The organism is Flavobacterium album (assembly GCF_003096035.1).
Classification (GTDB): domain Bacteria; phylum Bacteroidota; class Bacteroidia; order Flavobacteriales; family Flavobacteriaceae; genus Flavobacterium; species Flavobacterium album.
The window spans coordinates 3,735,682-3,760,000 of the sequence record NZ_CP029186.1 but is presented as its reverse complement, the minus strand read 5'-3'; the positions used below and the strand labels follow the sequence as shown (position 1 = coordinate 3,760,000).

Here is a 24,319-nt window from a genome sequence, read left to right as displayed (position 1 = left end):
CCCTTACTGCTACAAAATTCACAAACTCTTATACAGTTAATTTTACCAGTGCGCCTGAAGGATTTGATGCTGCTGCATTTAATTCTAACGCGGGAGGTACTTTTACAGATGCAACTGTAAATTATGGCAGCGCTACCAATCCGGTGCCTTTCGGGAATTACGAAGTTGAGATAACAGATAGCTGTGGCCGTACAGCAACTACAACGTTGCTGGTTGAGTTCATCAAGCCAAAGCCCACTGCAAGTGGATCTAATAACGGATGCTTCTCTGAATTTGGTAAGATAAGAATAAGCGTTCCGTTGCAAAAAATCGTGACAGCGACTATCATTGCAGCACCGGCTACTTATACCATAGCATTGCCGCAAAATGTTTCGTCAAATATTAATGCACAGGGAAGGCTGACACTTAATAACATGCCTCTGGGTACTTATACTATAGTTTTTACAGATGATTGCGGATTCGAGTATCAAAAGGATGTTGAAGTACCTCCTTATGTAGAGAAAGATTTTGATATCGCCACGCTTCCGGCATGTGATGCAGGTTTTGGTACCGTTCGTGTAAGAAGCGGCAACGGTAATCTTCAATCGGCTTCAATCACAGCTGCGCCATCTGCATTCGGGCATGCTTTACCATATAATGTATCAGCTAATATTGATGGTGAGGGCGATCTTTACATGGCAGCTCTTCCACAGGGAACGTATACTTTTACCGCAACAGACGTATGTGGCGTTGTAAAAGCACAAACTATAAATGTTGAAGGATATATGCCTCCGCAGAATAGCTTTGTATACACACCAAACTGCGGTGGGTTCTCTGTAAAAGTTACCGATGGTAGCAACGGACTTGAAGCGTCTTCCTACTGGCTTCAGAAGTTTAATCCTGCTACAGGCGCCTGGGGCCATCCTTCAAACGGAAATATGTACACTGAAGGATCTGTACCTGTGACCGGCAACAGCATAAAGCTTAATAATAATACAGTAAAGAATAACCTTAACTACTCAGGCAAGTTCAGGATCGTTAAGAAATTTGAGACCTTTAGCAACGGAAGTGCGGAAAATACAGTTTGTATCAGCGTACTTGGCGAATTTGAATATACCGAAGGATTCTCCATAAACAGTGCCTACTCTCTTGCGTGCCTTGGAACACCAAACAACGTTATGCTTGATGTGACAGGTTACCCAACAGCGTATAAGATCATCGAAAAAAATGGCTCACCTTTCGCATTCAATAACGGAACAAGCAACGTATTCACCAACCTTGAGCCTGCAGAATATGTGTTTGAAATTGAAGATACATGCGGTAATATCGTTACACGCTGGTTCAATGTACAATCTTTACCTGCACTGGCAAATGCGTCAAATCCCGGTGATATGATAATCTGCGCTGAAGCCGGTACTGTTCAAAACCATGAATTCCACCTTACAGATCAAAATGCAGGCATATTGGGTCCGCTGTTCAGCGCTACTTATACAATTACGTACCACCTTACGCAGGAGGATGCTGATAACGGTACAAACCCGCTTCCTGAATATTATACAAATGTTACTAATGGTCAGACAATATATGCAAGGCTTGTACATAACGAGATATCAATATGCCACGGCACTACTTCGTTCAGGTTATTTATTGGCGATTACCAGGAGCCGGTTATTACAACCACCGGGACAATATGTAACGAAGGCAGGATAATGCTTTCGGCTGGTGCAGGCTATAGCAGCTACCTATGGTCTACAGGGGCAACGACGCGCAGCATTATGGTGACAGATCCGGGTGTTTACACCGTTATCGTAGAGAAAGCATACGGCAACAAATCATGTGATGGTTATGCTGAAGTAGAGATCAAGGCATCTTCTACGCCGAAAATTGAAAAAGTAGATACGCAAGACTGGACCAGGGACGATAACTCGATAACCGTTTATACCAAAGAGGCAGGTGACTACGAGTACTCTATCGACGGAATAAACTACCAGGTTGAAAATGTATTTACAGGCCTTGAGACCGGTGTTTACCAGGTGTATGTTAAAGATGCCAACGGCTGTGGCCAGGATATTAAAGAAGTGGTGCTGATGCATTACCCTAATTTCTTTACACCGAATGGCGATGGCTCACACGACAGGTGGCGTATTGAATATTCTGTAAAAGAACCACATTTCAATGTAACAATATTCGACCGTTACGGCAAGCTGATCACATCATTCGGGCCTAACTACGAAGGATGGGACGGTACACTTAACGGCGCCCAGCTGCCCTCAACAGACTATTGGTTTGTAGTTACAAGGGAAGACGGCAGGGAACTAAGAGGGCACTTTGCAATGCTCCGCTAACTAAATTTACTAAAACAATCAGGGCTGCTTTTTGGCAGCCCTTTTTTATGTGTTAATGTCAAGGTCGCGAATGTAATCTTCGTATTCATAAAAAAAGCGTTCGAAGGCATCCATATTAATGTTGAAAAAACGGAAGATAGCCGCCCAGCTTGCCATATTGTACAGGCTGATGCCATTTAACTCTACCCAAATCCGGCTGATGGCTTTTCCGTTTTCAAGGTAAAAATTCCTTTCGAGCACGGCATCGGGCAAAAATTCATCGTGCAGTATTGCCTTTAGCGATTCTATTTTTTCAAAATAAATGATGCGCTTCTCATCTTCTTTGGGCTCGATATCTAGCATTACCTGCGCTTTTTTATTATCGACATAAAACTTAAAGGATACATCTTTAATTTTTGTGTCATATAAAAGCCATTTGCGGGGATATGCCTCTGCGAATGCTGTCCAGAATTCCTTCTTGATTTTTTGTGCCTCTGCTTTGCTAAACATGCTTGTTTGTTTTTATTTTAAAGTATCTTTATAGTTGAAACCGAAACGATACAATGCTTTTTACCGAATTTATCAAATATATCCCAAAGATACTCAATCAACAGCTGCCTGCCGTAGAAGCGCATGTAAAAATGTCCCCGATGGAAAGGGTCCGCTCTCTTGATAAAGACTTTTACAAAGATAAAAACCCGCGCATATCGGCAGTGATGATGCTGTTCTATCCCATAGAAGGTATAACCCACCTTGTGTTGATAAAGCGTAATGCCTATCCGGGAGTGCATTCTTCACAAATATCTTTCCCGGGGGGGAAGGCAGAACCGCAAGATAAGACTCTTGCCGATACCGCCCTTCGTGAAACTTTTGAAGAAATTGGTGTATCGCCCGAGGCAATAAACGTCATCATGCCGTTCTCGGAAATATACATACCGCCAAGCAATTTCCTTGTACATCCTTTTTTAGGCATAACAGAAAACGAGCCTGCTTTTCAGCCAAATCCGGACGAAGTAGTAGCGCTCATCCACCTGCCGCTCGATGTCTTCCTCGATGATTCTATTATAGTCAGTACCGGAATGACAACCTCTTATGCTGAAAATCTGATGGTACCTGCATTTAAGTTTGAAGAGCATATTGTTTGGGGCGCTACGGCCATGATGCTCAGCGAGCTTAAAGAAACGATAAAAATCGCCCTAAAATAATAACCTTTTCGTAAGTTTGCGGTTCACTTTGCTATAATTATGGGGTTATTTAAAAGAAATCCTTTCGGACATATACTTTTCCTGAAAAAATGGCTCATCCGTGTTTTCGGTGTACTTACACACAGGAGATACAGGGGTTTTAACGAGCTTATCATAGATGGGTCTGAGATCATCAGGGCGTTGCCGGATAGGAACGTCCTCTTTATATCCAATCACCAAACCTATTTTGCCGACGTTGTGGCGATGTTCCATGTGTTCAATGCCAGCCTTAAAGGGCGCGAGGACAACATAAAAAACGTTGGCTACCTGTGGCAGCCTAAGCTCAACATTTATTACGTAGCGGCTAAGGAAACCATGAAAGAAGGCCTGCTGCCGCGAATACTTTCCTATGCTGGGGCTATAACCGTAGAACGCACCTGGAGGGCCAAAGGAAAAGAGGTACAGCGCGAGGTAAACCCGAACGATACGGAGAATATACGTATCGCACTGGAAGACGGCTGGGTTATTACCTTTCCGCAGGGTACTACAAAGCCCTTTAAGCCAATCCGGAAGGGTACAGCGCATATCATCAGGCAGCATAAGCCCATTGTAGTGCCTATAGTTATTGACGGTTTTCGCCGCTCTTTCGATAAGAAAGGACTGCGTATGAAAAAGAAAGGCATACTGCAATCTTTCATTGTAAAGGAACCGCTCCAGATCGATTATGAAAATGAGAGCGTTGAATCGATCATAGAGAAAATAGAATATGCTATTGAGCAGCATCCGTCTTTCCTGAAGGTTATCCCTACAGAGGTCATGGAGCAGCAGGAAGAGCTCAATAGACAACGGAAATGGCAGTATTAGCTATTGCAAACAAGAGAGGCAACCGCCTCTCTTGTTTTTTAGTCATAACTGTATGTATTCTACAGCCGCAGCAAGTGGAGAAAACCTCATTTAATTCTTTATCAGGTTATCCTGCTGCTGTTTCTCATTGCTCAGGATGTTACTTTCCTTAGCCAGCTTGTTCTTGGTGGGTATTTTATAATTCAGGGAAAAACCAACTCTCCTGGTATCCGTTTTGGTCGTGTAAAGCAGGTCGGTACCCACAGAGCCGAACCCTTGCCTGTTGGTGTTAAGCAGGTCATTTACATACACAGAAACAGATAAGTTATCCGATAGGAATTTCCTCGAGAAGTTAAGGTCCAACTGTTGGTAAAGCGGGCGTTTTACGGTATAATAATAATAGTTACCCCCGGCAGTTGTCGTATTGAAATTGGCCGACAGTTTTATCTTCTTTGGCAGGATAATTTGTGATGAAAAATTGAGGTTCCAAACGGCTTTGGTATCTACTCCCGGTATATTGTGCTTCTGGCTTCCGGCGTAAATGTACAGGAAGTTGATCTCGTCCGGGTTGAAATCCATTTTCAGTACCTCATTAAGGCCTTTGGTAAAAAGCATATACGGTACCGGTATCCCGAAGCTGAAATTATGGATGGTAGCATTCGGCAGGTTTTGGGAAACGCTGGCTGCCCCGCCGCTTTGGGTGGTTATAATCCGGTTGATGATAAGGTTGTTGGCGTCGGTAACCGAATAATTTATCGTAAAATATTCGAAAGCGCTTAACAGGATCTCATAGTTATTGAAGATAGACGGTTCCAGGTTCGGGTTCCCAAAAAAGCCTACGTTGGGGTTCTGGTAGTTCGTATTGTTCGGGTTTAGCGAAGAAGTATCCGGCAGGCTTATCTTTTTGTTGAAATTGGTATTCAGGTATACCTGCGGCATAATGTTGTACTGTATAGTCGCATTCGGGAAAAAACGTGTCAGGTCAAACGGGATCAGGTTGTCGGTAGCAGTACTGCCGTGAATGTCATACGACTCCAGCCTTCCGCCCAGTATAAAGTCGAATTTCTTATACGTTACCTGCGCCTCGCCATAAGCGGCGTAGCTCGACCGGGTATATTCAAGATTTCTTACACCTGCGCTTTCAGTTGTGAAGTCCAACCTGTCGGCCAGTACGCCTGCGCTAATCTTGGTTTTTTCTATTAGCTTAAGCTCCTGTGTATAATCGGTTTTGAACTGGTAAAAATCCTGGTTGCTGTTATTTCCGAGTACCGTATTTTGATTCAGCCTTGAATCCTGGCTGAAATCATTGTTGCTGTTATTATAATTGAAGCGGAAGTCCAGCTTTGTAAAAGGATCATTGAAGCGTTTCTGGTACGTAATCATGGCATCGTTATAAAAACGCTTTGTCTTGGTTTTATCGTCCGAGGTAAAGCCTGCGCCTTCCGCTGCTATATACGAAGTGTTGTTGTTTCCATTAAGGTCATAGTTAAGCAGCAGGCGGTCTTTTTTGAAGTCGAATTTTACGCCTGATTTTAAATAATAAAACCGGTTCGCCCTGTCGGTATAATTTTCCGAAAGCACTACACCCGGGGCGGTAAACCTTGTGGCCTGATAGCTTTCGGCATAGCTCTGCCCGCCGTTTACCTGCCAGGTGAAAAGCTTGTTGCCCGAGCTCAGCAGTAGGCTGTTATTGAACCTGTGCCTTGAATCATCGTATTTTGTATAGCTGTACCCGTTGGAATAGGTAGCCGACAAATATTTCTTCGTGTTCTTCGATGTGATGATGTTGATGATTGCCCCGCCGGACGTAGCAGGGAATTCAGCTCCGGGCTGTGTAATGATCTCTACTTTCTCAATTGAGTTTGCCGGGAGGCCTTCCATGTAAGCATTCAGCTCATTGGAATAAATATTCAGCGGGCGCCCATCCATATACACCTGAAGTGCCTTACCCTGGTACAGCATCCCTGCAACATCTGAAATGATAAGCCCCGGGATCTTTTTTAGGCCGTCATACAAAGAACCTGAATTCAGTTGTGGCTGGTCTTCAAAATTAAAAATAGTCCTGTCGGCTTTGCGCTCTATGGCTTTTTTCTTCTTTTCGAGTACGATCTCGTCCAGTTCGGTTTCCATTTTCCCGATACTGTCATTCTTTATGGTATCATTGACGACCTGCGAAAATACTCCGGTAGAGGTAACCAGTAAAAGGAATGCGTAAATGTATTTCATTGTAAGGCTGTTGGTTGGTTTTATATAATAAAGGCCTACGCAATTGCAGGCCGGAAAGATATTTCTAAGATTTAATAACTGTCTGATTTAATTAACCACGTAGATACATAGGTTCAAAGGTTATATGCCGATATGGTTAAAAATTGATTTATAAGATTTTAAGTATAACCTTTATAGGATGATGTTATTTCACAGCCTCAATGGTGTAGCCTTTTTGCCTTAGCAGCATAATTACGCCTTTTTCGCCGCCAAGGTGGGCAGCGCCAACGCCAAAAAAGGTAGGGTTCTTTTTAGCGATCTCCTCTATTTTCGGGATCCAGTTGCTGTTGCGGTTGTCCAGCAATACATCGCTGTTCTCTCCGTAAAACTGGTTTTCCTTATCCTGCATGAAATCCATCAGGGCAGTAAGGTTTTGCGATTTATAAAGATCCATCATCTTTTTAAAGGTAGCTTTACTTGCATCCAGGCCGTCTTTGGCGGTCTTTACCAGTTCCTTCATCTGCTCCTCATAAGGTATAGCATCAAATACTGCCATTTGATCTTCAATAGTTTCAAGTCCGTACACTTCTTCTTTTTGCTCCTTGCTCACATTCATCAGCGCTTCTTCAACAGACTTTATAGGGCAGTCTACCATTTTCGGGAGGACCATCATCCCAACAACAGATGGCATGAACTTATCCATCATCTTGATGCCCATGCCCATGTTCTTTTTGAAGAACTCATCTACTATCTTGTAATCTTCCGGCGTAGCAAGGGAGGTAAGGGTTTTACCGTCCTTCATCATCATGCCGCTCATCATTTTCATCTGCATGCCCGGCTCATCCATGTCAAGTTCCAGGTAAAGCTGCGATGTAGCGCCAAGTGCATCCAGTACCTTTTTGTCGAGTGTGTTATCACAGGTAACATGAATGGTGCCCATGAGGTAGGAAGGCTTGCTCAGGCCGTTACCCGAAATTTTCCAAAGGAGTGAATTATCAAGTTTCTGTGCATTGGCAAAGCAGCTCAAAAACACTATGGCGGCGATCAGTAATTTTTTCATGGTGATGGTTTAAAGGTCTATCTTTTTAAGTTCTTCGTAGTTGTGGCGCAGGCGTTTCAGCAGCAGGCCGTATATAAGCTTGTAGAACAGCCAGATAAAAAGGATAATGATCCCTATGCAAATTACCGCTAAGAGGATATAGATCATATAGAACATCCCTGCATTGCCGTTCATTTCATATTTATGAAGTGTAGCAATAAGCTGTGTGTCTTTGTTAAAGTAAATGATGAATACTACCACACACGTCACTACCAGGTATATTATATTGGCTATAATGTAGTTTGATACTGTTTTCCTTGTCCGCAGTATGCTGGACATAAGGTTTTTTACGTTGTCGGTTGTTGTTATCTTCCTGTAGTTGATATAGAACATACAGAAGAAATAAATGATGATGCCGTACCCGATTATCGTCATCGGTATCGTGATGTAATCTACATGGAAGCTTTCCATCTGCTTTTGGCTTGAGCTGTCTTTCATAAGGAACGAGATTCCCAGCCAGAACAGAAACTCCAGTATGCTGATGATGAGTATCCATTTTACGATGGAAGACGACTTTTTATGCAGCATAGCATAAATGTCCTTTTCGGAGAACTTCGGGAAATTACCCTGGTTCTTCTTCCAGTCTTGTTTTAATTTATCTAACTCTTCCATTTTTTCCTTACGGATTTAATATTTTCTTTAGTTTCCCTTTTATCCTGTTCATTTTTACCCGGGCATTTACTTCGCTGATACCCAGTGTTTCGGCGATCTCGTTATAATCCTTGTCTTCAAGGTACATGAATACGAGCGCCTTTTCGATGTCATTAAGCTGCTGAACTGCCTGGTAGAGCAGTTTTATGTGCTCTTCTTCCTCATAATTATATTCTTCCTGATTTACCCTGTGGAGCTTGCTGTCAAACTCAATGGTATCTACGGTCCTTGTCTTCTTTCGGTAAAGTGTGATGGCGGTATTCAGCGCGACCCTGTAGGCCCATGTGGTAAATTTGGCATCGCCCCTGAATTGCGGGTACGCCTTCCATAATTGAATGGTTATCTCCTGAAACAGGTCTTTGTGGGCATCTTCATTGTTAGTGTAGAGCCTGCATATTTTATGGATCAGGTTTTGGTGTTCCTGAAGCTGCGTTACAAAAGACGTTTCAATTGATGAACTCATGCTGCATTGGTAGCTCAAAAGCCGAAAATGTTACAGGGAATATTATAATTCTTTATCTTTATAATAATTGACAAGCAGCCCAACGAACTTGCTGTAGGTCTTCATGCCATCTTTCTGGTCGTTGAGCTTCAGGTAATTATCGTAAATATATTCGAAAATATCTTCAATAAAAGAATCATATTCGGCATTGAATTTTTCACTCTCTTTAAAATTGGCCAATATGCCTTTATGGATAAGCGGCGCAAGGCTTTTGGCCAGCTTCTCATCTTTTTTGGCAATATTGTTCATGCAGTATTTTAGCGCGAAAGAGTATCCCGAATATTTAAAATAAAGGTCGTTATTGTAAATAGAAGCCATATACCCTATGAAGTTAGCCTCACTTTCGCTGGCATAGCCTATCTGGTGCGACATTTCGTGGCAGGCCGTAGTGGGTAGGTTGTAAAGTGGCAGGTTGCAGTTGACCTGGGCCTCGTTGGTAAAAGGGTTCAGGTAGCCGCCAAATCCCATATAGGAGAGCGGTGTGCTCAGTAGCGACGATTTTATGCTTTCATGCTCAAAGGCGAAATAGGAATATTGCTTGCCAAGGTTGCTGTAGCCGTTTATCGACTTCATATATATATCGTCAACAGAATAGGGACTTACAACTTTCAGGCTGTCGATCTTTTCGATCTTTGCATGCATGGCGTTGGTCTTAACAATAAGCTTTTTGGTGAATGCCACGAGCTCGGTAAGCGTATAGTCTTTGTCCATGCCCATTTTTTCATGCAACGGTACGCGCCTGTAATTTACTGCCCATAGGAAATTGAACAGGAAATAGAAAACAGAAAATGCCGCCGCCATGGTCAGCAGGTTATATTTATATTCCCTGCGCCAGGTTTTCCTTCGCTTTAAAAGCCATCGGATGCAAAGGACAATAGCAATAAGGTAAAGGATGTCGCCTATAGAAAAGCCGATCCATCCGAAGAGCACCCGCGATGCTTTTGAAAGGAAAGGGAAAAGGCCGTTGCTATAATACTTCTCTGTAAATTCAGGAAATAATCCGAGCAGGTTAACAATAATTATCTGTACGACAAGCAGGATGGCGAGTATTTTCTTTTTCTTCATTGGGCAGTTTAAGTATCTTGTAAAGATAAATACTATTTTTGTCTTGGTAAACAGGATAGCCCAATGAAAAAGATCGGTGTGCCGGAAAAGGTTATTTTTATATGGATGGCAAATTTTTAAGAAATATATTTTTGTGATCGGTATACTTTAAATTCACTAAGTTTGTTTATACATTTTTACAATGGACTATATTGCTGAAAGGATAACTATTGACGATAAACTTTGCAACGGTAAACCAACTATCCGCGGCAAGCGTATTACTGTGCAGACAATTCTGGAGTTTTTGAGTGCAGGCGAATCTAAGAAGGAAATTTTAAGACAATATCCTTCATTAATTAGAGAAGATATTGATGCCTGTTTAAAATTTACCCCGTAAATTGTTATGAAACTGGCAAAATCTAAAATAGAAACCATAAAAGATTACTTTAAGGCAAAACCTGTCTTAAAGGCTTATCTTTTTGGGTCTTACGTAAGGGGAGAAGCTGATGGGGACAGCGATATAGACTTGATAGTTGACCTTGATTACAGGCAAAGAATTGGATTGCAATTCATACAAATGAAACTTGACCTTGAAGAATTGCTTAAAGTAAAAGTTGACCTTATTTCTTCCGATGCCGTATCAAAACATCTGCGCGAATCTGTAGATAATGAAAAGCAATTGATTTATGCGAAGTAAACTTGGTGACCTTGCGCGGCTTCAGCATATTTATGATGCGATCAATGAAATTGAAAACTATCTCAATTCGACAAACTTCGAAGATTTTTCCGCAAATTCAATGATGCTGTTTGCCTGTATTAAACAACTTGAAATTATCGGTGAAGCAAGCAATCATTTATCGGATGACATAAAAGCCGAATATAATTCTGTTGAATGGCGGCAAATCGTAGGCCTTCGAAATATCTTTGTCCATGAATATTTTGGGATTGACAATCATATAGTTTGGGATGTAATTACCAATGACCTCCCGCATTTTAAGCATTCCATCGAATTAATACTTGAAGAACTAAACAACAAACAAACATAAATGAGCCAGGAAATTAGGAATCTTGAGCCAAAAGCGCTCTGGAATAAATTCGCCGACCTGAATGCGGTGCCGCGCCCTTCTAAAAAAGAAGAAAGGGTTATTGCTTTCATGAAAGACTTCGGGAAAAAATTAAACCTCCAAACCATTGAGGACGAAGTAGGCAACGTGATCATTAAGAAGCCTGCCACCAAAGGTATGGAGAACCGCAAAACCATCGTGATGCAGAGCCACCTTGATATGGTGCACCAAAAAAATGCCGAGACGGTTTTCGACTTCGATACGCAGGGTATTGAAATGTATGTGGACGGAGACTGGGTGCGTGCCAAAGGGACAACACTTGGGGCAGACAACGGTCTTGGCGTAGCCACCATCATGGCGATACTGGAAAGCACCGACATACCACACCCGGCTATCGAAGCGCTGTTTACCATTGACGAAGAGACCGGTATGACCGGCGCTATGGGGCTTAAGGGTGGATTATTAAGGGGCGAGATATTGTTGAACCTTGATACCGAGGAAGACGATGAAATAGACATCGGCTGTGCAGGTGGGGTGGATGTTACCGCCGAAAGGGAATACCATGAAGAGGACGTACCTGAAAACTCGGTAGGTTACAGCATTACTGTAAAAGGGCTGAACGGCGGGCACTCGGGCATGGACATCCATAAAGGGCTGGGAAATGCCAACAAGATCATGAACCGCCTGCTTTTCGACAGCTTTGAGAACTTCGGCCTGCAGATTGCCGAGATAAACGGGGGTAGCCTTCGCAATGCGATCCCGAGGGAGAGTGTTGCCAAAGTGATTATCTCCGAAATATTCGATGAGGCTTTTGTATTCGATATGCAGGAAGTTATAAATGACATCAAAACAGAATTCAAAACCACCGAGCCGAACCTTGAGATACTTATCGAAAAAGCCGATACGCCTGCCAAAGTAATGGAACTGGGTGTTCAGGAAGGACTTATCCGTGCGCTGTATACAGCCCACAATGGCGTGTACCGCATGAGCGCCGATATGGCCGACCTTGTAGAAACCTCCAATAACATTGCGAAAGTGATCGTGAAAGAGGGCAGGCTTCACGTAGGCTGTCTTACGCGTTCGTCAGTAGAGAGCAGCAAGTTCGACCTGGCCAATGCATTGCGTTCGGCATTCGAGCTGATAGGCTGCGAGGTGACCTTCTCAGGTTCTTACCCGGGCTGGACACCGAACGTAAATTCCCCGATTCTTGACGTACTGACTGATATTTATGAAAAGCAGAATGGCAGCAAGCCGAGCGTTGTGGCGTGCCATGCCGGCCTGGAATGCGGTATCCTTGGTACCAATTACCCGAAAATGGACATGATCTCCTTTGGCCCAACCATCAAAGGAGCACACAGCCCGGACGAAAGGGCAAGCATTAAGTCGGCACAGAAATACTGGAAGTTCGTGTTGGAAATACTGGAGAATATTCCCGTGAAGTAACCTAATCGTGTAAAAGAAAATGTCACATTGAGCACAGTCGAAATGCGGCATTTTCTTTTTTCGAAAACTTCCGGCTGCGCTCGAAGTGACAGAACAAAATAGTAAAAAACCTGTTTAGAAATAAACAGGTTTTTTTATGAAAATAATTGAAGGAAAGTATATACTTTTAACATACTTATACGTTACAAGTCTATAATCCAACCCTTACTGATGAAACCTCACTTCCTGTCGCTTCTCGCGGCACTTTTGCTGTTATCCTGCACAGACCACAAGGCTGCCCATGTAGAAAAAGCCTTTTATTACTGGAAAAACAATTCCTGGGGCCTGCAGGGTAAGGAAGACACGCTTCTGAATACCATAAAAGCGAGGAAGCTCTATATCAAATTTTTTGAAGTGGAGCCTGATACCCTGTTCGGTAACATTCCCACTGCCAAGACGCAGTTCCATTTGTTCGATCCCGAAAGTGCCTATACGGTAGTCCCTGTGGTATACCTGCGCAACGAGGTTTTTAAGAAATGTACTAAAGGCGGCCTCGACAGCCTTGCGGATAATGTAAATTTCCTGATTAAAAATATGCCATGCAGGTCAGCAGGGACACGGCAACCGCAGGCAGGATAGCAGAGTACCAAATGGATTGCGACTGGACACCATCTACAAAAGATAACTATTTCTACTTTCTCAAAAAGCTAAAGGCACTTTCGAAAAAGAAGATAAGCTGCACGTTGAGGTTATACCCCTACAAATATCCCGATAAGATGGGCATTCCGCCGGTAGACAGCGCCATGCTGATGTGCTACAACCTTATCCATCCGCTGGAAGACAAAAAGAAAAATACGATACTTGATGTTGACGAATTAAAGAGCTATCTCGATACCGGCGAAAAATACCCGTTGCACCTGGATATCGCTTTGCCGGTATATTCCTGGGCACAGCTGTACCAAAACAACAAGTTCAGGGCCATAATGTACAGCAACCCTATGACAGAAGGTGGTTTCCGGAAAAAGGAAGGCCTGTGGTATGAAGCAGTTCGGGACACGATGGTCGATGATATATGGATACGCAAAGGCGATTTGGTAAAACAAGAAACTGTGACTAAAGAAGCGTTGCAGGAAGTCATTAGCATAATTAAGAAAAAAGTCCCTTTGGGTGAAACCATAACCGTGTCGCTTTTCCACCTTGATGCCGAACAATTAAAGAATTACAGCAATGAAGAAGTCAACCGTATTTACACTGCTTTTACTGAGTAGCCTTTGGCAAACGGCCCGTGCCTGCTGGTATTACCCTACAGGTGATGATATCCGTTTCTGCTTTTTTACCGATTACCGGGATTATTACGGCGGCTACAGCATGTTCAACTATACGGCTTCCTATTTTTCATATGACCCGCCGACAGACTATCGCCAAAGTGCGGAAGAGGACCCTAACATCGCATTGTGGCTGGCCTACTGCAACCATAAAGTTTCCTTGAAAAGTATTGAGGAAGCGGTATATGGCAGCGCCCTGATGGAACAGTATGACAACAACCCGATGGTGCAGTACCTTTACAAAATGAAGGATAATGAGGCGCTGGAGTACCTGAGGTTTGCTAAGGCGGTCGAAAGCTACAATGAGTATTATGAAAACCCGTGGGAACGTGACGAGGATATCGTTTCCCCAAAAAGAAAAAGCAGGATAAGCATCGCCATAGAGAAAGCAAAGTCGGCTAAAAACAGCGCTATAAAATCAAGGTATTATTTCCTTGCCATACGTATGGCATTTTACAATAAGGATTTTGATAGTGTACGAAAGCTGTACGACGAATATTTTGCCGTAAAAGAAAGCACTACTATAATCGATTACTGGAGCCTGTATTTCCGTACGGCTGCCGAAAAAGACCCGGCATTGCAAAGCTATTATGCTGCGCTGGTATTTGCCAAAGTATCCGATAAGCGCTTTCCCGTATCTAATTATTTCCATAATGAATTGCCGCTGGATCAGATACTAAAGCATGCTAAAAATAAGGCAGCAGATATCTATGAAATGGCCGGAATGCGGAAAACCGATTATTCGCTTACCCTGCTTGAGGAGATTTATAAGAACAACAGGTCATCCGAAGCGCTTGGTTTTTTGATGGTGCGCGAAATGAACAAGCTGGAGGACTGGATATATACGCCTTATTATTCGTATTTCAGCCCGTCATTAGTCGATAATTATGATAATCCAACGGCTTCGGCAACACCGATTCTGCTCGAAAAAGTTGCTGATGACAGGCGTTATGCGGCCAAGTTGCTGCAGTTCGTCAATTCGGTGAATTTAAATAAAGTAAAAGACCCTGATGTTTTCAGGGTAGCCAGGGCTTATCTGCTGTTTATGGTTAAAGACTACAATGCCTGCCTTGCACAGGTGAATTCCCTGAAAAAACGTTCAGAAGGTAATGAAAGGATGGCGCACCAGCTTACGCTTATCAGGGCGTTATGCCTCACAGCTAATCAGGCATACGGTTCGGCTGTTATACCGCAGGAGGTAAAACCAATACTGATGGCAGAGGCATCTGTAAATGTAAAATTTGTTTTTGCCATTGGGCGGGAACTCGAATACCTTGGTAATACCACCGATGCCGCCCTGATCTATTCCCGCCTTGATGGTATGGACTGGAAAGCACGCGACCAGCGCAGCCCGTATTATAATGATTACTACAGCTATTATTTCGATTATATAGATGGGGTTTATTCTCCGCTTGCTATTCAAAAGCTAATCACAGCGGTAAAGTCGAACAAAGCTAATGACGTTTTTTCCAAATGGCTTTATGAAAAAGTTACCGATGTAAACCTGCTGTACGACCTGCTCGGTACAAAATACATCCGCCTCAACAGGCTTAACGACGCGCTTGCGGCCTTTGAAAGGATGGAACCCGACTCGCGTACATCCGGCTATTTAGATGATAATCCTTTTTATGAAATCAAATATACTTCCGATTTTGTTCACCGGAAAGACAGCATACAGCTTACCAAAGCCGATATTACGAAGCATCTTATAAAATATATTTCAAAAGGAAACAACCCCCGTGAGAAAGACAGGGATTACTACAACTTCCTGGCAGCCAATTGTTACCTGAACATGACGCAGATAGGGAACACCTGGTATATGCGCCGCTATATGTGGTCCAGCAGCGAGCTCAGCAGCAGCCTGCCGGATGAGGCGGATTTCCATAGCTGCCTGTATGCAAAGCAGTATTATTTGAAAGCGTTCAAATCTGCAAAGACGAGGAAATTCCGCGCGCTCTGCCTGCGGATGGCTTCCTACTGTGAGCATGAAAGGGTGGAGTACCAATATGACAGTAACGCTGAGGATTACTCGTCGGGCGGCTATGATTATGCCCTTAGCCATAACCAATACAAGGAGAAACTTAAAAAACTGTATCCGGCTTATTACGATGATCTGTACGAATCAGGCTGTGTAGCGTATTTTAGGTATTTTGATGCCCGGCGGTAACTATTCGATGCCGATATCGTATTTATTCAAAAGCCCCGGCACGCCCTGCAGGGAGAACTTCGCTTTTTTGATGCGGTTGTTTTCCGGGTCGATACTATAATTGATCGCCGAGCGGAAATCGGCCTTTTCGAGTATGGTATTTTCAAATATCGCGTGTGCCAGGTCACAGCCGTCAAAGCTTGCTGAAGTAAGATCAGTTTCGGTAAGATCGGCTTCCCTAAGGCTGCATTTGAGGAACCGTGTGCCTTTTAGCTTTAGCTTATAAAAGGATGCAAAGTCGAGCTGGCATTCCGAAAAGCCAAGTGTTATAAGGAAAGGCTCGCTTATGCTAAAATTAAGCCCAAGCGTCTTGCAATTGATGAACACTACTTCCTTAAAGGCCGTACCCTTTATATTGGCATTGCTGAGGTTGCATCCTTCAAAGCGGCATTGTGTGAAAATGATCCCGGTAAGGTTGGCATCATTAAACAGGCAGTCGGTAAAAGTACAGTTGTCATACTCGGCGTAGGGCAGGGGAGTTGCAGTGTAATCCTGTTTTGTATAAACGGTATCGGTGATTAATTTCATTGGTGGAAGTTGTGTGGCAAAAATAGCAAAACCCCACAGAAAAGCAGGGTTTACAGTAATAATAAAGTGGTTTTATTGCCTTTTCATCGTGAAAGTTTCTTTTGCCGGTTTGCCTTTTTGCATCCCGGAAATTTCTGCTACAAGCGAGTCGTTATTAATTTTATTATAGGTTATCTTAGTTGGGTAGTCATGTTTCGGGTTCTCGAACACCATCTGGCTTTCGGTCGCCGATGTCATTTCAAAAGATACCGGAGCTTCATTGTTCTGGCCCTTTACGCTCACGGTATAGATTAGCTTGCCGTTTGTTTCGGCCAGGTCGATATATTCGGCGAATACCGTATCCTTGCCGATCACAAAAAAAGACTGCCCTTTATAAACCGAGTCGTTTTTCTTTTTCCAGCTTTCGGTTAATGTACCCTCAGGCGTTGTGTTGCCCCAGTTACCGATAAACCAGCCGGCTTTTTCCAACTGCGGATAGGTTTTTGCTACAGTTGCGGGATCTGTTTCAACCGTTTCAGTTTCTTTTTTGCTATTGCAGGAATGTAATACTCCGCACAAAAGGATAGCAGATAAAATTGTAGTTCTTTTCATGATTGTTTATTTATGTGCTGCAAAGATGTGTTTTAGCCGAATGGCAAAATTGTAAAAAAACGACATGAGCTATTTTATCAGAGGGACACAGAACAAACCTTTGGAATCGTTGTGTTTTCTGTGGTGTCCTTTGTAGAATTAAAGATTACTCATCAAAAACAAAATGTTTCGCCATTTCTAAATTCTCGGAGAAATACTGCTTTGGATTCAGCCCAGTGAATTCTTTAAAGTCCTTTATAAAATGCGCCTGGTCGTAAAAACCGCCATCGTAGGCCACATTGGTGAAGCTGATGAATTCCTTTTTCTCAATAAGCTGCAGTGTGTTTTGAAACCTGATGATGCGTGACAGGAACTTCGGCGAAAGCCCGACCGCTGCGATAAATTTACGTTCCAATTGTCGTTTTCCAATGGAGAGCTCATCGGCCAGTTTGTCAATGCTTATTGTACCTTCGTTTTGCAGTAGGGCATCTACATAGTATTCCACATCGTGAGTGTCAAACGCAATCGACTCCAGTCTTTTTAACAGGAAAGCCTCAACAGTGGCTTTACGGGCTTCGTTGTCGGCACATTCAATCATTTCCTTTTCCAAAGCAATGCCTTCATCTCCCCATATTTCGCCGACACTAAGCGCCTTTCCGGTAAAATCATTCACGTCAAAATTGAGAAAAGGCTGTAATCCCGCCGGGTTGAAACGCGTACTGAAAAGCCCCACCTTACCGGTAGGGGCAACTTCTATAAACGATTTTATCTGTCCGTAAATAATGCCTCGCGGCTGCAAAAAGGAGCTTCCGTCCGGCTCATGCTTCATGAACAATTCGCCATAATTAAAGATGAGCTCTATGCATCCGTCAGGAAAGATACGCTCGCGTTCTTTGGGAGCATCAGCACCGGCATCCAGGCTCCAGTGATAGCGTATCTGCCTGGTTAGTTCGTCACAAGGGGTATAGACTTTATATTCCATAGCTTTAAAAAGGCAATGATACGCTATTTTAAAACACCTCCATCGCCAGTTCGGCATTTATCATGGCACCGGCTTTCATTCCTGATCCCACCGCAATCGCCACTGCCCTTTGACCGTTTGTGCAATCGCCTGCCGCATAGATTCCGGAAACATTTGTCCGCTGCATATCGTCCACCTGTATCAGGCCGGATTCATTAATGGTACACCCCAGTTTTTCAGGAATATCCGTATGCTGTATATTCGCAGGCTTCGAATAGATAGCCTCGATGTTTTGGCGGCTGCCGTCCTCAAAGACAATGCTGTTCACGTAGCCGTCGGTATGCACCAGTTCAGCAATAATTTTTTCATTAATGGCAATGTTGTTCTTCATAAACTTTGCCCGTTGTTCCTCAGTAAACTCCGCTTTGCCATTGGTAAAAATGCTGAGGTCATCCGTTAGTTGCGACACCAGAAGCGCATAATGATAAGCTGCATCACCATTGGCCACGATACCTGTTTTCTTTCCTCGGATCTCATAGCCGTGGCAGTAGGGGCAATGCACCACCGACTTTGCCCAGCAATCTTCGAAGCCCTTAATGTCCGGCATGATGTCGATTACACCTGTGGCGACCAACAGCTTTTTAGAAGTATAGGCTAAGCCCGATGCTGTTGTTACCTCAAAACCGTCTATCCTGGTGGCATCTTTAGCGGTATCGGTAACAAATTCAACGGTAGGGTAGGCCAGCACCTGCTCTTTGGCTTTCGCCGAAATAACGCCCGGCACCTCGCCATCGTGCGTTATAAAGTTATGCGAATGCGGTGTAAACCGATTGCAAGGCTTCCCGCTGTCGATGATAAGCACGTTCCGTAATGTCCTCCCCAGGGCCATTGCCGCCGACAGCCCGCTGTAGCTCCCGCCTATGATGATAACGTCGTATTTTTTCATTTTCAATGTTTACAGTTATTATTAGTTTTTAACCACATAGAGACATAGTTTCAAAGTTTTTTATCAACCTTTAAGGAAACATATTTCCACATAGTGAAGCGACGCTTCAATCTCTGTGTCACTAAAGGCAAATCTTAATAGTGCTATACAGCGGATGTATCTATGTGGTTAAATCATCTGCGAAAATCCGCCCGATCCGCATTCCAAATTTTATTTTGCAAATATAAATTAAATTCATATTATTGCAACATAATTGCATTAATAAATGAAACGCCGCAACACCCCCGCCAAGAACACCATCCTTAACCTGCTGAAAAATGCAGGCAACGCCCTGAGCCAGGAAATGATAGAAGCCGAAGTAAAGGGCGAAATGGACCGCGTGACCATCTACCGTGTGCTGAACAGCTTTTGCGAGGATGGCGTGACCCACCGCATCCTGAGCGACGAAGGTAAGTACTACTTTGCCCTTTGCCTGGACTGCCACGACCATGAGCACCACATGCACGACCATTTCCACTTCCGGTGTGTGGGCTGCCAAAAGGTGGAATGCCTTGAAGAGCAGGTCACTGTACAGCTGCCACAGGGTTACCGAAAAGAAAGCATCAGCAGTTGGGTAACGGGGTATTGCGCTGCATGTTCGTAGATTTTTTTTGCCACGAATTACACGAATTTTCACTAATTCTGCTCACTCAACCCATTACAATAATGGTGAGTAATAATTTGTGAAAATTCGTGTAATTCGTGGCTAAGACTTGCACCTTTAATCATTATAAACAAACCGTGCAGGATTGGAACAATTTTTGTAATTTTGCACCTCGAAATAAGGAGAAAGAAAATGTTAGACAGGTTACAATTTATAAAGCAGCGTTTTGATGAGGTGTCGGACCTTGTTATCCAGCCGGATATCATTGCCGACCAGAAGCGCTATGTACAGCTGAACAAAGAATATAAAGACCTCAAGGCGCTGGTAGAAAAACGCGAGGAATACCTCAACGTGACCGGCAACCTTAAAGAGGCGCAGGAAATAATCGCCGACGGCAGCGACCCCGAAATGGTGGAAATGGCTAAAATGCAGCTGGATGAAGCTAAAGAAAGGCTTCCGCAGCTTGAAGAGGAGATCAAGTTCCTGCTGATACCAAAAGACCCTGAAGATGCCAAGAACGTGATGGTCGAAATACGTGCCGGTACCGGAGGCGACGAGGCCAGTATCTTTGCGGGCGACCTTTTCAGGATGTACACCAAATACTGCGAAGCAAAGGGCTGGAGAACCAGCGTTGTAGATATGAACGAAGGTACTTCGGGCGGCTTCAAGGAAATCATTTTTGAGGTTACCGGCGAGGATGTTTACGGTACCCTTAAGTTCGAGGCCGGCGTGCACCGCGTACAGCGTGTGCCGCAAACCGAGACACAGGGCCGTGTGCACACGTCTGCGGCTACCGTAATGGTACTTCCGGAAGCGGAAGAGTTCGACGTGCAGATCGACATGAACGATGTGCGTATCGACCTGTTCTGTTCGTCAGGGCCGGGCGGCCAGTCGGTAAACACGACCAAGTCGGCCGTACGTATGACGCACATCCCAACTGGGCTTGTGGCGCAGTGCCAGGACGAAAAGTCGCAGCACAAGAACAAAGACAAGGCGTTGCAGGTATTACGTTCGCGCCTTTACGAAATGGAGCTTGCCAAAAAGCAGGAAGAAGATGCTGCAAAACGCAGCTCGCAGGTAAGCAGCGGCGACCGTTCGGCCAAGATACGCACCTACAACTACTCGCAGGGGCGCATCACCGACCACAGGATAGGCCTTAGCCTCTTCGATTTGGACGGCTTCATGAACGGTAACATCCACAAAATGATCGATGAGCTCCAGCTCGTAAACAACACCGAAAAGCTCAAAGAAAGCGAAGTATATTAATAAATGATCCCGATGTAAGTCGGGATTTTTTTTGCCCATCGCTTACCGTGAGTACTTGTCATTTCGAGCGGAGGAACGGAGTGCTGCAATCTCTTTTCTTTGGGCCGCGCCGTTAGTTTGGGCAAGCGATATATGGACTAAGTTAGCGGGCTACGAGGAGATAAACTCAGGCTTAGTAAGCATAGGGTTAAAGTGTTTAAAAAATAGATTTAAATGCTTCCCAATGAGACAGTAAATCTGGAAATTTTTTCTCTATATCAACAGATAGAAAGCTAATAGCTACAATGTCCTTCAAGTCTTTTAGCTTTTTGAATCCTCGTTCAATAATTGATAATGATGTTTTTTGTGAAGGTTTGTCTTCTGCGTACTCAATTCGGTTAAAGTGATCTAAACACTCAATAAGCGTTTCTTGCCAAAGTTTATTGTCCTTTGCTTCATCCTTTAAATCCAAAAGAATCTCCTTTATAATTTCAAATTCCGAACTATATTGTATATCAATTTTTTGTTGGATATTGATATTGTTATTTTGACTAAACTGTGGATTATTATTTATAATGGGAGATATGTTAATACTTTTATTTTTCATCGTCTTATTTTCTTGTAAAATTTTTAGCATGTCATGTTTACTTATATAGTCAAAACCAGCATCGTAGATAAGGTTCCTAATATTGATTTTTTCATCGCTTTCTAGGCAAGTCTTCTCATCCTTACCTAAATTAATCCATTCTTTTATTTTATCATAATCAAATTCCATTGGATTTTGTAAACCTATACAAACATTACAGTTACATAGTACTTTAATTTTAAGATTAACACCTCTGTATTCATCTATTACATCATCAATTGATTTCATTATCATTGCAACTAAATCCCTAGCATCATTTCCTCTTGCTTTAATCAAAAGCATTCGTTTTATTCGGTTCTCTTCAATTTGTGCATGACTATCATTTTTTTTAAAGTTGGCTGCATTAAACCAAACAGAATCATCGCTTGTAATATATTTGGAAAGATCAGAGCTAACTTGATTAGTCAATCCGTACGGCAAAAAATCAAATTCATATTCTAACCTGATGCATTTATTATTAATGTCAATTTTCCACTGATCCGAATCAGATAAGGATTTTAATTTTGAAGGAATAATATATTCACCAAGCTTTGATTTTTTTGGGAATGCGATTTTAAATTGTTCAAGTATTGACTTCAAAAAATCTCTTTTATCTATATATGATTTATCATTCCAAATTTCATCAAACTCTACAGAAGTAAGAAACCCCTTTTCAGATTTTTTTTCATCTAAAATAAAATATACTGCATTCATAAGCCATTCAGGTTTGATTACAATATAACTTCTTAATAGTGGTGTATCATTAAACCATAAAATAATTCCAAGTTTATGAAGAAATTTTCCTATGTCAACTATTTCTTTTATATCTGAAAAATGATTCGTATCGTATTCGATATCTATCTCTCTACAGAGATCTCTAAACTGATCAAAAGAAAGACACGGCGATGTTTCAGATATCTCTATAACTTTATCTCTTACTTTAACCCATGATTTTACAACTTCTTTCCCAATTAGAGGAAGTTTTTTAATTGTCTCTTCAATGATGTTTTTTGCACCTTCTAATCCTTCATTATTGTTTGGTAAATTAATTTGTGAATAAGGTTTTAAGATGTTGTAGTCTGGATTAGAATAAAATATGCTTAATATGTTATTCCAATTAGCGGTAATTCCATCAAAGCAGTTCTGAACTATTATAATTGGACTATTACCGCCGAATTGGTATATAGTTGGTATCCAATATTCAAAATTATGTACATTTCCCCTAGTTGCTGCAACCAATACATAGACTGAGTCGCTAGTTAAAAAAAAGCGGTGGACAGGATAATATACATCTTGACCTCCAAAATCCCAAATATGTGCCTTAAAATTTTCAAAGTTGTATTCTACAACTTTAATGCCTCGTGTCCTCTCTTCATATTTTGGTAAAGCATTTTGTGGATCTAAAAGTCTTGTTTGTAACGATGTCTTTCCCGCACTTCCTTCACCAACGATAGTCACTTTAGCATCATAAATGAATTCTCTTTCTTGCGTATCTCTTCGTTCAAAATATCTAAAAACAGAATGCTCCCCTTCTAATATTATTTCTAATGGTGGAGAAATAATCGGATTTTTTTCGAAATATGAGTTAAATATTAAAGTAAAGTAAGTATTATAGATTCTATCATAAGCATGTCGATACTTTGCTGTATTTTTTAAAACTTCTCCATCTGTTTTCTCCTGTAAATCTAGAACATTATTAATAAACCCTGAATCAAGCTTGCTTGAATTTAATGCTACATATAGAAGATGTAATAATGAGTGCCTAAGACGTTTATAATTGATAAAGGTTTTTTTTATGAAGAAGGAATCGGGAACTTTTGAGATCTTATTATCTTGTAAATTATACGCAATTTCTTCAAAATTAGTTACATATGATACATTACTTATTTCGTTTGAAGATAAATCTAAATTCAATAACTTTGGTAAATCTACCAATTGTTTAAATTCTTTTATTTTATTTCCATTCAACTTTAATGACACCAATTTCGTCAAATTCGTAAGCCAATTTACACTTTCAATTTTGTTATTTGATAATGTTAAAAATTCCAAGGCTTTTAAATCTCTTAGATACTCTAGGGTAATAATTAGATTATTGTCTAGTTGTAAATGTTTTAGCCTTGTTAATTTAGCTAGTGGAGATAAATTTTGAATTTTGTTATCATTAAGATTAAGTTCCTCAAGTTCTTTAAATTGACTGATAAATTCAATTGAGTCAAAATTATTACCGCTCAAGTTTAAGCCAATGACTTTTTTATCATCGCTTATATAATAGTAATTTTTCGGAGGTATTTTAGATAATTTTGAGGGATCAACAGTATCTTTTTCTGAAATTCTAAATAAGGAGATATTTAGTTCGTCCTCCAATGCTATAAGTTGTTGATTTTTTTGCAAAAACTGGAAATTAAAAAAACTGATGATATGATCATCGACATTTGAATCGAAATCTGCATACTCTATATTTGCTATTTTCAAATATTTTTCGGCTATTCCATGTTTCAGGTTATATTCGACAATAATATCGTTTATGCTTTTACTCATTTTTTTTAACCAAATATAAAAATTTTGTTAACATAACATTGAGATAATGTAAGGTATTTCTATTTAATATCATTAGAAATTGCAACTGTACTAGCGTGCAATTGCTAGCTGTAGTTTTCGCTATATGAAATGACATGTCTATTGACCAGGCTGCCATTCTTCCTCATCATTAACCACCCCGTCCGGCGGACACCTTAGGGGAGGGGAAGCACTTTACTCACACCCAAAACCTTCGCGTCTTCTTTGCACAACTTTGCGAAATAAACCCCTTTTAACCCCACTCATACCTTTTCATACCTAAAGCCCTCCAACCCGTGCCTGAAATTCACATCGGCACACCCTAAAATATCCCAACATCGGCTCTAAAGTCGCCCTGTGTGGTACCATAAAATTTCCTATTTTTGTGCAAACAACA

23 protein-coding genes (1 of these 23 cut by a window edge) are annotated in these 24,319 nt (G+C 42.0%); 12 read left to right on the top strand and 11 right to left on the bottom strand.

The features are described from left to right. A protein-coding gene (locus tag HYN59_RS16855) for a T9SS type B sorting domain-containing protein (RefSeq protein WP_108779398.1) crosses the window boundary here: on the top strand, nt 1-2,324 show its 3' portion. The gene continues 928 nt to the left of window position 1, outside the view; 2,324 of the gene's 3,252 nt are visible here — the last part of the coding sequence; its start codon lies off the left edge, out of view; the stop codon is at nt 2,322-2,324. Between the two features lie 45 nt (nt 2,325-2,369). Here HYN59_RS16855 and HYN59_RS16850 read toward each other — a convergent pair whose 3' ends face one another. Next, on the bottom strand, nt 2,370-2,813 hold the full coding sequence (locus tag HYN59_RS16850; protein ID WP_108779397.1) for a DUF4268 domain-containing protein: 444 nt from the start codon (nt 2,811-2,813) through the stop codon (nt 2,370-2,372). 53 nt (nt 2,814-2,866) lie between these two features. Between HYN59_RS16850 and HYN59_RS16845 the strand changes: the two genes are divergently transcribed. Next, complete coding sequence (locus HYN59_RS16845) at nt 2,867-3,508, top strand: NUDIX hydrolase (RefSeq protein WP_108779396.1); 642 nt, start codon at nt 2,867-2,869, stop codon at nt 3,506-3,508. A gap of 39 nt (nt 3,509-3,547) precedes the next feature. Then, nucleotides 3,548-4,351 (top strand): lysophospholipid acyltransferase family protein, encoded by an 804-nt coding sequence (locus HYN59_RS16840; protein WP_108779395.1) that lies wholly within the window; start codon nt 3,548-3,550, stop codon nt 4,349-4,351. A gap of 90 nt (nt 4,352-4,441) precedes the next feature. Here the strand turns inward: HYN59_RS16840 and HYN59_RS16835 are convergent, their stop codons facing one another. The 5 genes from HYN59_RS16835 to HYN59_RS16815 all read right to left on the bottom strand — a co-directional run bounded on the left by HYN59_RS16835 (nt 4,442) and on the right by HYN59_RS16815 (nt 9,852). Then, the gene (locus HYN59_RS16835) at nt 4,442-6,556 is read right to left on the bottom strand and encodes an outer membrane beta-barrel family protein (RefSeq protein ID WP_108779394.1); all 2,115 of its coding nucleotides are present in this window, start codon (nt 6,554-6,556) and stop codon (nt 4,442-4,444) included. Between the two features lie 184 nt (nt 6,557-6,740). Beyond that, nucleotides 6,741-7,595, bottom strand: coding sequence for a TraB/GumN family protein (locus HYN59_RS16830; RefSeq protein WP_108779393.1), 855 nt, complete (start codon nt 7,593-7,595; stop codon nt 6,741-6,743). A gap of 9 nt (nt 7,596-7,604) precedes the next feature. Then, nucleotides 7,605-8,246: a hypothetical protein gene (locus HYN59_RS16825; protein WP_108779392.1), complete on the bottom strand. Its 642-nt coding sequence runs from the start codon at nt 8,244-8,246 to the stop codon at nt 7,605-7,607. A gap of 7 nt (nt 8,247-8,253) precedes the next feature. After that, the gene (locus tag HYN59_RS16820; RefSeq protein WP_108779391.1) at nt 8,254-8,748 is read right to left on the bottom strand and encodes an RNA polymerase sigma factor; all 495 of its coding nucleotides are present in this window, start codon (nt 8,746-8,748) and stop codon (nt 8,254-8,256) included. A gap of 42 nt (nt 8,749-8,790) precedes the next feature. Continuing rightward, entirely contained in the window at nt 8,791-9,852 is a 1,062-nt protein-coding gene (locus HYN59_RS16815; protein WP_108779390.1) for a DUF3810 domain-containing protein, read from the bottom strand. 181 nt (nt 9,853-10,033) lie between these two features. On the opposite strand from HYN59_RS16815, the gene HYN59_RS16810 reads away from it, so the two are divergent. The 7 genes from HYN59_RS16810 (at nt 10,034) to HYN59_RS16780 (ending at nt 15,809) form a co-directional block, all read left to right on the top strand. Continuing rightward, nucleotides 10,034-10,228 carry a DUF433 domain-containing protein gene (locus tag HYN59_RS16810; RefSeq protein ID WP_108779389.1) on the top strand — a complete coding sequence of 65 codons (195 nt, stop codon included), beginning with the start codon at nt 10,034-10,036 and terminating at the stop codon, nt 10,226-10,228. 6 nt (nt 10,229-10,234) lie between these two features. Beyond that, nucleotides 10,235-10,528 carry a nucleotidyltransferase family protein gene (locus HYN59_RS16805; RefSeq protein ID WP_108779388.1) on the top strand — a complete coding sequence of 98 codons (294 nt, stop codon included), beginning with the start codon at nt 10,235-10,237 and terminating at the stop codon, nt 10,526-10,528. Continuing rightward, nucleotides 10,518-10,877: a HepT-like ribonuclease domain-containing protein gene (locus HYN59_RS16800; protein WP_108779387.1), complete on the top strand. Its 360-nt coding sequence runs from the start codon at nt 10,518-10,520 to the stop codon at nt 10,875-10,877. The genes HYN59_RS16805 and HYN59_RS16800 overlap by 11 nt, the downstream gene beginning before the upstream one ends. Continuing rightward, nucleotides 10,878-12,338, top strand: a complete 1,461-nt coding sequence (locus tag HYN59_RS16795) for an aminoacyl-histidine dipeptidase (protein ID WP_108779386.1) — start codon at nt 10,878-10,880, stop codon at nt 12,336-12,338. Nucleotides 12,339-12,548: 210 nt separating this feature from the next. Next, nucleotides 12,549-12,956, top strand: coding sequence for a hypothetical protein (locus tag HYN59_RS16790; RefSeq protein ID WP_108779385.1), 408 nt, complete (start codon nt 12,549-12,551; stop codon nt 12,954-12,956). Continuing rightward, entirely contained in the window at nt 12,917-13,585 is a 669-nt protein-coding gene (locus HYN59_RS16785) for a hypothetical protein (protein ID WP_108779384.1), read from the top strand. The genes HYN59_RS16790 and HYN59_RS16785 overlap by 40 nt, the downstream gene beginning before the upstream one ends. Beyond that, the gene (locus HYN59_RS16780; RefSeq protein ID WP_108779383.1) at nt 13,545-15,809 is read left to right on the top strand and encodes a hypothetical protein; all 2,265 of its coding nucleotides are present in this window, start codon (nt 13,545-13,547) and stop codon (nt 15,807-15,809) included. Before HYN59_RS16785 ends, HYN59_RS16780 begins: the two co-directional genes overlap by 41 nt. Here HYN59_RS16780 and HYN59_RS16775 read toward each other — a convergent pair whose 3' ends face one another. From HYN59_RS16775 to HYN59_RS16760, 4 genes are all read right to left on the bottom strand, one after another. Then, nucleotides 15,810-16,376, bottom strand: a complete 567-nt coding sequence (locus HYN59_RS16775; RefSeq protein ID WP_108779382.1) for a pentapeptide repeat-containing protein — start codon at nt 16,374-16,376, stop codon at nt 15,810-15,812. 72 nt (nt 16,377-16,448) lie between these two features. Beyond that, nucleotides 16,449-16,967: a DUF6265 family protein gene (locus HYN59_RS16770; protein WP_108779381.1), complete on the bottom strand. Its 519-nt coding sequence runs from the start codon at nt 16,965-16,967 to the stop codon at nt 16,449-16,451. A 145-nt stretch (nt 16,968-17,112) separates the two neighbouring features. Next, nucleotides 17,113-17,928, bottom strand: a complete 816-nt coding sequence (locus tag HYN59_RS16765; RefSeq protein ID WP_181369476.1) for a helix-turn-helix domain-containing protein — start codon at nt 17,926-17,928, stop codon at nt 17,113-17,115. Nucleotides 17,929-17,956: 28 nt separating this feature from the next. Next, a complete protein-coding gene (locus HYN59_RS16760) occupies nt 17,957-18,853 on the bottom strand; it encodes an NAD(P)/FAD-dependent oxidoreductase (RefSeq protein WP_108779379.1) in 897 nt (298 codons plus the stop codon). Between the two features lie 265 nt (nt 18,854-19,118). On the opposite strand from HYN59_RS16760, the gene HYN59_RS16755 reads away from it, so the two are divergent. Both HYN59_RS16755 and prfA read left to right on the top strand, forming a co-directional pair. Beyond that, on the top strand, nt 19,119-19,496 hold the full coding sequence (locus HYN59_RS16755) for a Fur family transcriptional regulator (RefSeq protein WP_108779378.1): 378 nt from the start codon (nt 19,119-19,121) through the stop codon (nt 19,494-19,496). A gap of 192 nt (nt 19,497-19,688) precedes the next feature. Continuing rightward, nucleotides 19,689-20,762 (top strand): peptide chain release factor 1, encoded by a 1,074-nt coding sequence (gene prfA / locus HYN59_RS16750; RefSeq protein ID WP_108779377.1) that lies wholly within the window; start codon nt 19,689-19,691, stop codon nt 20,760-20,762. Between the two features lie 196 nt (nt 20,763-20,958). Here the strand turns inward: prfA and HYN59_RS16745 are convergent, their stop codons facing one another. Next, complete coding sequence (locus tag HYN59_RS16745; protein WP_108779376.1) at nt 20,959-23,904, bottom strand: COR domain-containing protein; 2,946 nt, start codon at nt 23,902-23,904, stop codon at nt 20,959-20,961. Nucleotides 23,905-24,319: the final 415 nt, after the last annotated feature.

Excerpts from the sequence above, each read along its gene's own strand:
- HYN59_RS16850 (WP_108779397.1), bottom strand. The coding sequence starts at position 2,813 with ATGTTTAGCAAAGCAGAGGCACAAAAAATCAAGAAGGAATTCTGGACA.
- HYN59_RS16845 (WP_108779396.1), top strand. The coding sequence starts at position 2,867 with ATGCTTTTTACCGAATTTATCAAATATATCCCAAAGATACTCAATCAA.
- HYN59_RS16840 (WP_108779395.1), top strand. The coding sequence starts at position 3,548 with ATGGGGTTATTTAAAAGAAATCCTTTCGGACATATACTTTTCCTGAAA.
- HYN59_RS16835 (WP_108779394.1), bottom strand. The coding sequence starts at position 6,556 with ATGAAATACATTTACGCATTCCTTTTACTGGTTACCTCTACCGGAGTA.
- HYN59_RS16830 (WP_108779393.1), bottom strand. The coding sequence starts at position 7,595 with ATGAAAAAATTACTGATCGCCGCCATAGTGTTTTTGAGCTGCTTTGCC.
- HYN59_RS16825 (WP_108779392.1), bottom strand. The coding sequence starts at position 8,246 with ATGGAAGAGTTAGATAAATTAAAACAAGACTGGAAGAAGAACCAGGGT.
- HYN59_RS16820 (WP_108779391.1), bottom strand. The coding sequence starts at position 8,748 with ATGAGTTCATCAATTGAAACGTCTTTTGTAACGCAGCTTCAGGAACAC.
- HYN59_RS16815 (WP_108779390.1), bottom strand. The coding sequence starts at position 9,852 with ATGAAGAAAAAGAAAATACTCGCCATCCTGCTTGTCGTACAGATAATT.
- HYN59_RS16810 (WP_108779389.1), top strand. The coding sequence starts at position 10,034 with ATGGACTATATTGCTGAAAGGATAACTATTGACGATAAACTTTGCAAC.
- HYN59_RS16805 (WP_108779388.1), top strand. The coding sequence starts at position 10,235 with ATGAAACTGGCAAAATCTAAAATAGAAACCATAAAAGATTACTTTAAG.
- HYN59_RS16800 (WP_108779387.1), top strand. The coding sequence starts at position 10,518 with ATGCGAAGTAAACTTGGTGACCTTGCGCGGCTTCAGCATATTTATGAT.
- HYN59_RS16795 (WP_108779386.1), top strand. The coding sequence starts at position 10,878 with ATGAGCCAGGAAATTAGGAATCTTGAGCCAAAAGCGCTCTGGAATAAA.
- HYN59_RS16790 (WP_108779385.1), top strand. The coding sequence starts at position 12,549 with ATGAAACCTCACTTCCTGTCGCTTCTCGCGGCACTTTTGCTGTTATCC.
- HYN59_RS16785 (WP_108779384.1), top strand. The coding sequence starts at position 12,917 with ATGCAGGTCAGCAGGGACACGGCAACCGCAGGCAGGATAGCAGAGTAC.
- HYN59_RS16780 (WP_108779383.1), top strand. The coding sequence starts at position 13,545 with ATGAAGAAGTCAACCGTATTTACACTGCTTTTACTGAGTAGCCTTTGG.
- HYN59_RS16775 (WP_108779382.1), bottom strand. The coding sequence starts at position 16,376 with ATGAAATTAATCACCGATACCGTTTATACAAAACAGGATTACACTGCA.
- HYN59_RS16770 (WP_108779381.1), bottom strand. The coding sequence starts at position 16,967 with ATGAAAAGAACTACAATTTTATCTGCTATCCTTTTGTGCGGAGTATTA.
- HYN59_RS16765 (WP_181369476.1), bottom strand. The coding sequence starts at position 17,928 with ATGGAATATAAAGTCTATACCCCTTGTGACGAACTAACCAGGCAGATA.
- HYN59_RS16760 (WP_108779379.1), bottom strand. The coding sequence starts at position 18,853 with ATGAAAAAATACGACGTTATCATCATAGGCGGGAGCTACAGCGGGCTG.
- HYN59_RS16755 (WP_108779378.1), top strand. The coding sequence starts at position 19,119 with ATGAAACGCCGCAACACCCCCGCCAAGAACACCATCCTTAACCTGCTG.
- prfA (WP_108779377.1), top strand. The coding sequence starts at position 19,689 with ATGTTAGACAGGTTACAATTTATAAAGCAGCGTTTTGATGAGGTGTCG.
- HYN59_RS16745 (WP_108779376.1), bottom strand. The coding sequence starts at position 23,904 with ATGAGTAAAAGCATAAACGATATTATTGTCGAATATAACCTGAAACAT.